The sequence below is a fragment of the Neobacillus drentensis genome, from assembly GCF_036962765.1.
GTDB classification, from domain to species: domain Bacteria; phylum Bacillota; class Bacilli; order Bacillales; family Cytobacillaceae; genus Neobacillus; species Neobacillus drentensis_C.
Genome location: NZ_JBALOS010000102.1, coordinates 1 through 5,243 on the forward strand (window position 1 = coordinate 1; position 5,243 = coordinate 5,243).

The following is a 5,243-nucleotide window of genomic DNA, read 5'->3' on the forward strand; positions in this document are numbered from 1 at the left end:
CCTTGATTTTATCAAATGTACCAGTATCTATATAATGTCGATAATGAGGGGGGATCAATTGATGAGTTTTTTTAAGAAACGGAGACGCCAAAACAAAATTAACCAGTTCAAATTAGAGATAGATGATCCAGATGTTAACGAAGGCAGCAATTTCTTAAAACTTAGCCTTGATGAAAACAAATTTTATGTACTGCGAATGCTCGGAAATAGCAGTGACATCGTGTTTAGAGAAATACAAATAGGTAATAACGAACTAGTTAAAGCAGGCATTTTCTATGCGGATGGATTAGTGGATACTAATTCCATTCAAAACTTTGTCCTTGAACCACTCATGTTAGGTATACAATTAGATAAAGATCAGATCAACTCTTCTAGATTGAATGTACTAAAAGTATTAAAAGATCAATTTCTTACGGTCGGATCCATAAAGGATGTTACGGAATTTAGCTCACTTTTCAAATCATTATTATCAGGGGATGCCATTCTCTTGTTGGATGGATATTCTCAAGGATTTATAATCAGTATGCGTGGCTGGAAAGACCGGGGTGTAAGTGAATCTACCTCTGAAACGGTCGTTCGGGGACCTAAGGAAGGTTTCACTGAGTCCATACGTACTAATACGGCATTAATTCGCCGAAAAATAAAATCCCCGCATCTATGGATGGAAACAAAAAACATAGGTGAAATGACCAAAACTGATGTAGCAATCATGTATATCAATGGAATTGCCAATGATAAAGTTGTCCAAGAAGTTCACGAGCGGCTAGATCGGATTGACATTGATGGAATATTGGAAAGTGGTTATATTGAGGAATTGATTCAGGATACAACCTACAGCCCGTTTCCAACTATCTATTACTCAGAGAGACCTGATGTGATATCAGCCGAGCTCCTAGAAGGAAAAGTTGCCATATTAGTCGATGGTTCACCAAATGTTTTAATTGTACCGGCACTGTTCGTTTCGTTTTTACATGTTGCAGAAGACTATTATCAGCGTGCAGATATTAGTACTCTCATTCGTATGCTTCGTTTTTTTAGCATTATCATTGCACTTTTGGCACCCTCACTTTACATTGCCATTACTACCTATCATCAGGAAATGATACCCACTGAACTGTTAATCAATCTTGCTGCCCAACGGGAAGGTGTTCCCTTTCCAGCCTTTATTGAAGCTTTAATGATGGAGGTAGCATTTGAAATTTTACGGGAAGCGGGAATACGAATGCCTAGGGCTATAGGCTCAGCAATATCAATCGTTGGAACCTTAGTAATTGGTACCGCAGCAGTTGAGGCTGGAATCGTTTCGCCTGCTATGGTAATCGTTGTAGCAATCACCGCAATTTCCAGCTTTGTTCTTCCTTCAGTAGCCATGTCCATGTCGCTCAGAATGCTTCGTTTTCCAATGATGGGGCTTGCTGCTTCATTTGGTTTATTCGGTATAATAGTCGGTTTAATTTCACTTATCCTTCATATGTGCAGTTTGCGTTCTTTTGGGGTTCCATATATGAGTCCTTTTGGACCTTTAATCCCTCAAGATTTAAAGGATACGGTTGTCCGGGTACCATGGTGGGGGATGTTTTCCCGCCCGCGTCTTATCAGTCAAAACAACATTAGCCGCGAAAAAAATTCTGCCCCGAAACCCCCGCAGAACAAAATATAACATTTGGCTTCTCGGTAATATATACTGTTTTTAAAGATATATAATGGAGAAAGGAGTAGACGGACATAGTTGCTGTAGCAGGAATCTTAGTCATTTCCGCTGTAATTATTACGATAGATGTACCTCCTCTGTTGAGGAAAAAATTAGTAAAAGAGCTATGGATATTTTCCATTCTCCTGCTTTTTGGAACCATGTTGAGTATTGCTCAAGCCCTGAATATTAGGATTCCGAATCCGGTAGATTGGTTAACAGTCCTTTATAAACCATTTTCCGACATGATGAAGAATTTATTAAAGTGACCGATTTGCGCGTGTTTTTTTAGGTATGTACACTTCTCTTTTGGTTTTAATCTTTGAGAAATTTTCACAGAGTATAATTGTTATGGAATATGATTTCTGCTACAATTAATGCCATATGAAGAGGTGAATCTTATGCCAAAAGGTGAAGGAAAAGTTGTTGCGCAAAACAAAAAGGCTTACCACGACTATTTTATCGAAGAAACCTATGAAGCTGGAATTGTCTTGCAGGGAACAGAAATCAAATCGATTCGTGCCGGAAAAGTAAACCTAAAGGACTCCTATGCCCGAATACAAAATGGGGAAGCAATCTTGTTCGGGATGCATGTCAGCCCCTATGAGCAAGGAAACCGCTTTAATCACGATCCTTTAAGAACACGGACGCTGCTTTTACATAAGCGTGAAATTAATAAATTAATCGGTGAAACCAAGGAAGCTGGTTATGCATTAGTACCTTTAAAGCTCTATTTGAAAAATGGTTTTTGCAAAGTTTTAATTGGACTTGCCAAAGGTAAAAAGAATTACGATAAGCGTGAATCCTTAAAGCAAAAAGAAGCAAAGCGTGAAATCGAACGGGCTTTCCGCGACCGTCAAAAGATGTAATCGGGTAAACTGGAAATTATTTTACAAATACTTACAATTGAAAAATGCATCAAGTATGGTATAATAAGTTTGTCGCCAAGAGAGCGACGGAAACTTTTGCTCAAGGACATTTGCCTGAGCATCCTAACGTCTACAGCTTTAATCTTACATTAGATTGCAGCTCCTTTTATTATGGGGACGCTACGGATTCGACAGGGGTAGTTTGAGCTTAGGTCGCGAGTCGAGGGGATCGGCCTCGTTAAAACGTCAAAGCCATAACTGGCAAAACTAACAACAACCTCGCTTTCGCAGCTTAATACTGCATAGCGGTTCCTCCCTCCATTGCCCATGTGGTAGGGTAAGGGACTCACTCTAAGTGGGCTACGCCGGATTCCACCGCCTGAGGATGAAGGAAGAGAACAACCAGGCTAGCTGACCGGACGCCGGTCGATAGGCAAAAGGCTCAGCGAAACACCAATATATCGACTACACTCGTAGAAGCTTAAGTGGCGATATCTTTGGACGTGGGTTCGACTCCCACCGTCTCCACTACATAGTGGAAAAGAAAGACCAGCAGATTATAAAATAAAGCATAAATTGTCCTAAATAGACAATTTATGCTTTATTTTTTTTCTGGACATTTTCTGGTTTATTATGAAATTATCATAACCGTTAAAAAATGAATAAACTCTTGTTGAACGTGTGCATGAGTTAAAAACCAAAGCTGTCATTGAGGCAGCTTTTTTTTTGTGCTATCGAAGTCAAATGTAATTTCCTGTTCATCGTCCGTTCACATAGCGATTTTAAACTAAGGATGTCAAAAAGAAATTGGGGGAATTAAGATGAACATTGCTTGGAAAGAAATGAAGAAAAATAAAGTAAGGTTTTTGATTTTAGGTTCAATCGTTTTTCTCGTTAGTTTATTAACGTTTGTTATATCTGGCTTGGCAAATGGATTATCACAAGATAATGCTGCATTAATTAAAGATTTACCAAATGGACAATTTTATATGAATAAAGATGCAGAGCAAACCTATAATCTTTCAAGAATAGATAGCAGTACCCAAGATAAAGTTTTAAAAGAACAAAAAGATGCGGTTGCGTTTTCAATTCAAATGGGATTTTTGAATGATCGTGCTGGTAAGCAACGAAGCGTTGCCTTTGTTACATCGACCGATTCAAATTCGTTTAAAAATGTAAAAAAAGGAGAAATCGTACTAGATCGCTCAATGGAAGACATGGGTATAAAAGTCGGGGATACCTTAACAAATAATCAATACAGCAGCAAGTTTATTGTAAAAGGTTTTGTGGACCATAGTAAATACAGCCATGCGCCTGTCGCTTATATTAGTATGGAAGACTATAAAGAAATTTACCGGTCCGAAGAAATGCAGTTGATTTTCATCCCAGGAGGGGATGAAGCACAAGTATTCGCTGGCTTACAATCATTCTCGAAAAATCAGTTCCTTAATACAATTTCAAGTTATAAAGCAGAACAGGTGTCTCTAAATATGATTGTTTGGTTTCTAGTTGTTATTAGCGGAATGCTGTTTGCGATCTTTTTCTACATGATGAACGTTCAAAAAATTGGTCTATACGGTATTTTTAAAGCAATCGGTGTAAAAACACTTGCCTTGTTTAAAATTATGTGGACACAAATGGTACTGATTACAGTAATTGCACTTAGTTTATCAGTTGCACTCAGTCAAGTCTTTAATATGATTGCACCTAAAGGAATGCCGTTTAGTTTAACCCCTGAAACAACCGTACAATTGTCAGCAGTCTTTTTAATTATCGGATTTATTGGAGCTACTCTTTCAGGTATGCAAATTAAAAAAGTCGAACCATTACAAGCCATACAACAAGGAGAGATTTAAAATGGAAATATTTACAATAGATGAAGTTAGAAAAACGTTTACTAATGGTGAAGTGAAGGAAGAAATACTAAAAGGAATTAATCTTTCCCTTAGAGAGGGAGAGATAACAGCATTAGTGGGTGCATCAGGCTCTGGTAAAAGTACACTCCTTACAATAGCGGCGGGACTTCAACACGCATCAGATGGGCAAGTACTATTCGAAGGAGAAAATTTGACTAATATGAGTTCGGAGCAAGTTCGGAAAATACGAGCAAGTAAATTTGGTTTCATCTTTCAATTTGCACATCTCGTTCCTTTTCTTACAGTAGAAGAGCAACTGTTACTAATGATGGAGGTATCTGAATCTAAATTGAAGAAACATGAACAAAAAAAAGAAATTGACAAAATACTAAAATTAGTTGATATGGGCCATCGGAAAAAGGCATACCCATCTTCATTATCTGGCGGGGAAAAGCAACGAGTTGCAATAGCTCGCGCAATTATCCATAAGCCAAAAGTTCTTTTTGCTGATGAACCAACTGCGAGCTTAGATTCAAAAAGGTCTAAAGATGTTATGAGGTTAATCCGAAATTTAACTAAAACGCTAAACATTACTACTTTAATCGTTACACATGACGAAGAAATGCTTTCCTATGCTGACCATATGATTCAAATGAGCGATGGACGGATTTTGCAAAGTTAGATTAAGGACCATAGTTATGGGCAAAGTATAAATCTTGCTAAAATAAAATTAACAGACCTGACACTTTTTCGTGGGCCTATTTATTATATTTTGTATTTATTAATGTGGCTATGTTAAAGCTTATTGCTGATTTTGGCACCCTGTTG

4 protein-coding genes and 1 other RNA gene are annotated in these 5,243 nt (G+C 37.8%); all 5 read left to right on the forward strand.

The features are described 5' to 3' along the window. Window positions 1-61 precede the first annotated feature (61 nt). Complete coding sequence (locus tag V7137_RS13950; RefSeq protein ID WP_335698646.1) at window positions 62-1,660, forward strand: spore germination protein; 1,599 nt, start codon at window positions 62-64, stop codon at window positions 1,658-1,660. Window positions 1,661-2,091: 431 nt separating this feature from the next. Further along, window positions 2,092-2,559: an SsrA-binding protein SmpB gene (smpB, locus tag V7137_RS13955; RefSeq protein ID WP_335698647.1), complete on the forward strand. Its 468-nt coding sequence runs from the start codon at window positions 2,092-2,094 to the stop codon at window positions 2,557-2,559. A 173-nt stretch (window positions 2,560-2,732) separates the two neighbouring features. Continuing rightward, window positions 2,733-3,090: a transfer-messenger RNA gene (gene ssrA / locus V7137_RS13960) on the forward strand. 290 nt (window positions 3,091-3,380) lie between these two features. Next, window positions 3,381-4,415, forward strand: a complete 1,035-nt coding sequence (locus V7137_RS13965; RefSeq protein ID WP_335698648.1) for an ABC transporter permease — start codon at window positions 3,381-3,383, stop codon at window positions 4,413-4,415. Between the two features lies 1 nt (window position 4,416). Further along, window positions 4,417-5,097, forward strand: coding sequence for an ABC transporter ATP-binding protein (locus tag V7137_RS13970; RefSeq protein ID WP_335698649.1), 681 nt, complete (start codon window positions 4,417-4,419; stop codon window positions 5,095-5,097). Window positions 5,098-5,243 lie beyond the last annotated feature (146 nt).

Coding starts and splice junctions, on each gene's coding strand:
- V7137_RS13950 (WP_335698646.1), top strand. CDS start 62: ATGAGTTTTTTTAAGAAACGGAGACGCCAAAACAAAATTAACCAGTTC.
- smpB (WP_335698647.1), top strand. CDS start 2,092: ATGCCAAAAGGTGAAGGAAAAGTTGTTGCGCAAAACAAAAAGGCTTAC.
- V7137_RS13965 (WP_335698648.1), top strand. CDS start 3,381: ATGAACATTGCTTGGAAAGAAATGAAGAAAAATAAAGTAAGGTTTTTG.
- V7137_RS13970 (WP_335698649.1), top strand. CDS start 4,417: ATGGAAATATTTACAATAGATGAAGTTAGAAAAACGTTTACTAATGGT.